Source organism: Pseudomonas sp. 1D4 (assembly GCF_001728925.1).
Taxonomy (GTDB): domain Bacteria; phylum Pseudomonadota; class Gammaproteobacteria; order Pseudomonadales; family Pseudomonadaceae; genus Metapseudomonas; species Metapseudomonas otitidis.
On the sequence record NZ_LXJQ01000104.1, the window covers coordinates 1 to 4,677 of the forward strand.

Consider the following 4,677-nt stretch of genomic DNA (forward strand, 5'->3'; position numbering starts at 1 on the left):
GCGGTGAAGCCGGCCGACAAGGACAAGGCCGGCGATGTGCTGATCGCCGCCCAGCGGCAGGCGTTGCTGCGAGCCACGCCCCGCTGCGAGATCTGTGAGCGCGTCCGGCAGCAGGAGGCCAAGTCATGACGATCGACTACCTGCTGATCGACGGGGTGCTCAAGCAGGATGCCCTCCAATGGCTGTACCAGAGCGAAGGGCATGTCGAACTCTACCCGCTCTACACGGGCACCCCCTGGGATGAGTTGAAGGCGCTGGGCCCCATCCTGGTGAAGCTGGAGCGCTCGTCCTGCCTGCTGCCAGCGTTTCAGGACAGCCCGGTGCTGCAAGGACAAGCCAGTTGGGTTCGCAGCCGTGCGTCGTTGAAGGCGGTTGCACGCCACCTGGCGCAGTTCATCACCCTCACCGACAACTTCGGCAGTAACAGTCTGTTTCGCTTCGCTGATCCCCTGGTGACCTGGCACTGGCTCGACAGCTACTCGCCATCCGCCCTGACGACGGTGTTGGGGCCGGTGGAGGCCTGGCAGGTCGCTGTGCTGCCTCCCAACTGGGAACCAGCACGTGCGCGCGAGTGGCGCATCTACCGCCCCGACGCTGAGGGTATTTCGCTTCCGGGTCGCCTCAATCACCTGGGTGACATTCAGTTGCAGGCGCTCGAAGACGCACATCGCTGGCGCTTCAAGGAGCGCATTTACCACTGGCTGGCAACCACCTACCCCGAACGCCTGGACGCAACCCCGCCGGAGGGGTGGGGAGACTGGATGGATCAGCGTCTCGCAGCAGCGAGTGAGTGGGGGCTGTTCACCGAACGAAGCCTCGCCATCTGGATCGAGCGTTGCCTCCATTGGGGGGATGACTTTGCCAGGCACCCCGATAGCCCTTATCACCACTGGCTTGCCCGCACGCCCCACGCGGCAGGCCTGTCCCCGGAACTGCGCATCCAGGCCCTGGATGACGACTGCATGGACAGCTGAAGGACCTCCACATGACAGCCACCGCTCAGAACAAACAACTTCAGCGTGCCCAGCGCGATCAGGCATTCGAGCAGAAGCCAGCCAACGCCAGCGGGCAGTGCCCGCTCAAGGCCCAGGAGTTCGCCCTATTCCCGGTGCGTTATGCCATCGACGAGTCACCGCCCAAAGGCAGCAGACAAGGCCCCAACCCGCTGCCTGCCACCTGGCCCACTCGGCACCTGCCTGCCTTGAAGACGCGCAGCTATACCCTTCGCCAGCTCCGTGACGGCTGGCTCTATGTCTGGAACGAAACCGACAAGACCCTGCACGAGTACCAGGTCAAGGGGTACCAGTTCACCCGCCACAAATGGACCGCCGCCCAGCTCAACCGCGACACGCGCCACAACCCGGGTGAGACCCGCCCCTACCTGCTCTACCCAAAGCGCAGTCACCTGCTGATCGCCTACTCACCGGTTCAGTGGACGTGGCGCCTGTGCGAGCGCATGCGCAGCAACCCACGAGAGCAGCAGCGCTGGATGCGCAGCCTGGACCTCTCCCAGTACTGCACCACCTTGAAAGCCAGCCACGCTGCACCGCTCCGCGAACTGGGCCGCACCGTCGCCGACATTTCCACGGACGGCAAGAGCCCGGCCTTCCAGACCTGCCTGGTCACCGCACAGCTCGATAAAGACCCCGAGCGCGCCTGCAAGCTGGGGCTGCATGAAGCCCTGGTTCTCGGGCAGGTGCCGGACCAGGACAGCGCCCTGTTCGTTGCCCTGGATGATCCTCTGGGCGTGGTCGATGACCTTGCACTCAACCTCCAGGGCCGCTGGCAGGAGTTGCTCACCCATGAGCTCGATCACGCCAACAGCACCCATACGGCCACCCTGGTGCAGGAACTGTGCGGCGTATCGCTCGATCCCTTCATGCCGAAAGAGGTTGCCAAGAACCCCCAAAGACGAGCGGCCTACATCAGGGATGCACACGCCTTGCTCGACAGGTCCGCTGACTGTCTGCATGACGCAGGGTCCGATGGCACCTTGGGTTACAAGGCAACTGCACTCGAAAGGGAATCGAAAAGCTTTCGCAAGACCTGGGGCAGCCTCCCCAGCGGGGAGGGTTGGCTGCAGGCCGTCGAACACTGGCACCGGAAGCGCCTGTGGCGCAATGACGTCCGTTATGAGGAGGCCAGCCTCTTTCTGGACGAAAAGAGCCAGCAAGCCGAACGGCTGGATGCTCATCGTCAACGCAGCGAGCAGGACCTGCAGGCCTGGCTGGAGCGCTTGAGCCCCCGCGCTGAAGAGGTCTTCTACGACCCCTGTCACCCCGAGCAGGCCACCGAACTGTTGGAGACCATGGCCACCCTCTACTCACAGCTGGGTGCCAGCGAGACCGGGAGCACCTGGCTCTGCAAGCAATACGGGCGTCCCACCAGCCTGGCCGGGCTGGCCCTCTTCAACTTCAGCCCGGAGTTGTCGTCCATGGTGGACAGGATTTCGGAGAACTTCATTCGATACGGCACCCTCGACGCCCTCGGACGTCAGGACGATGGCAGTGGCAAGGCCCATGGCGGCATTGCCGACACCACCAGCGAAGTCAGCCGCCTCAACGAGGTCAAGGCCGTACTCGACCTGCCCAGCGTCAAACGCAGCCAGATCTACCGGGCGCTTTCCGAGCCCGTCCGCGCGGCTTTCGACACGCTGCGAGACGTGGTGGAGCAAAAGGCCAGCCAGAGCTGGAATACCATCGCCTTTACCCTGCTGCCCGCTCTGAGCGAACGTTTCGCCCCCAACCTGCGCATCTTCGCATTCAGCGTCACCCAGGTACTGGTCTCCCAGGAGATCTCCACCCAGACCCAACTCATCAAAGATCCGGGCTACAAAAAGAAGCATCAATCATGGCAAATGAAGATGCAGACCCTGCTGAAGAAGATGGCCGGTCAACAGCAGGTCATCGCGCGCCCAGGCAAAGGTGTGGACAAGCGTGCAGCACAGGTTCAGCTCGCCCAGCTACACGCACAGCGGCAAGAACTCGAACTGCGCCGCCCGCATGAAGTCACCGGTGCCATCCACACCACCACCCGCCTGACCCAGGTGAATGCAACAGAAATCACCTACCTGCTGGCCACCCTGGGCCAGAGCGAGCTGCTCGATCAGCTACAGCTCAAGGCACGCAATGCAGCCGCCTATGCCGCACGCGCTCAAAAGTGGTTCAACCGCGAGCTGGGGGGCAGCTTGCCGGTCCTGGTCGCCGGGCTGAACGTATGGAACACCCTCAACAGCCTGGAAAACGCCAAGCGCGACGGCATCTTCACCGCCGCCGAGCTGCGCACCGTCAGTGCCAACGCGGCCTATACCGCCAACGCCCTGATGGCCCTCTGGACCGTGCCGGCCTGGAACAAGTGGGCGAAGTTGGAAGGGAACATACGCGGACGTACAACCCAGTTGGCCAAAGCGGGGGTGACCTCCTGGGCGTCGAGAAACCCCGGCTATGCCACGTTGGCCCGTCGCTTGATCCTGCGCACCATGGGCATGGCCGCTTTCGGCGCTATTGCGGCGGGTGTGGAGGCGTGGCAGGTACATCAGGATGTCGGCAGTGCCACAAGCCAGGAGGAGGCAGTTCTTCTGAAAATGAAGCTGGGTGCTCTGGGAGGGATGGCTCTAATGTCAGGCGTCCAACTTATCGGCAGCGGCTTGGGCTTCTGGTTCGGCTTCGCCTGGGTCATGTCCACCCCTATCACCCTGATTGTGGCTGTGTTGGGGGTTCTTTATCTGCTGGTCAGCCTGGCCGCCAACCATTTCAAGCGTGAGGGCCTGCGCCGCTGGCTCTACCTCTGCAGTTGGGGCAAGGCCCCCAGGTGGGACCACAGCGACGATCAGCACAAGCACGAACTGAACGCCCTGAGCGAAATCTGCCTGCGCCCCAGCGTGGTCGCCCGGGCCACCGCCTTGCCCTACTACGACCGGGGCCCCCGCACCTACACAGGCTTCTGGGTGCAGGTGCTGGTACCCGCCGAGCTGGCCGGCCATGAGGTGACCTTGCAACCGGCCATGGTGGCTAAAGACCGCCTCCGGCAAGGCACAGGGCCGGACTTCTACCAGCGCTTCCAGGCAGGCCACTGGGCACCCGTCTCGGCCTACGGCAACCCGCCGAGCAAGCCGCCCCAAGGCGCTCTAACAACGGACACCCGTTACCAGGCTGGAGACACCCACCGCCTCTGGCAGGCCTGGGTCAGCCACCCCGGCAAACCCGAGCTGGAGCTGGAGGTGATCTACCCGCAGCAGTTTCTGGCCAACCTACGGGGCCAGGGGTACCTGTTCCGCCTGGCCATCGATGTTGAGGCCGATGAGGCTGAACTCAAGAGCGACCCCTTCGACCCCACCCCGGTGAAAGGCATGGCCTTGTCCCGTCAGTGCACCTACTGGCTGCCCCTGACCGTTCCCTACGGGAGTTGAGATTCAATGAATGACCTTGCCGTAATCCGCAGCCTGCTCCGCTGGAATCGCCCGGTCGAACTCCCCGAGAACCACCAGTGGGCTCACCCGGATGAGCCGGTGTTGTTGGAGTGGAGAATCAATGCGAGACCCTACAATACGAGGGTTGCAAATTTGATGTTTCTCATGGTTTTGATTTTGGCAGTATTAATTTTTTTTGTTCTTCTCACGCCAGAAAGCAATTCTTCGATTTTGGAAGATTTGGCATGGGGTGGAGCTTTTTTCTTCCC

Annotated in this window: 2 protein-coding genes and 1 pseudogene; all 3 read left to right on the forward strand. The window is 62.8% G+C overall.

Features of this window, described 5'->3' with window-relative positions; all coding sequences use genetic code 11:
* Window positions 1-125 precede the first annotated feature (125 nt).
* Window positions 126-974, forward strand: coding sequence for a DUF4123 domain-containing protein (locus A7D27_RS26615; RefSeq protein ID WP_069566649.1), 849 nt, complete (start codon window positions 126-128; stop codon window positions 972-974).
* Window positions 975-985: 11 nt separating this feature from the next.
* Window positions 986-4,408: a T6SS effector BTH_I2691 family protein gene (locus A7D27_RS26620; protein WP_069566650.1), complete on the forward strand. Its 3,423-nt coding sequence runs from the start codon at window positions 986-988 to the stop codon at window positions 4,406-4,408.
* A 6-nt stretch (window positions 4,409-4,414) separates the two neighbouring features.
* Window positions 4,415-4,677, forward strand: a pseudogene (locus A7D27_RS28210) (hypothetical protein); the annotation flags it as partial.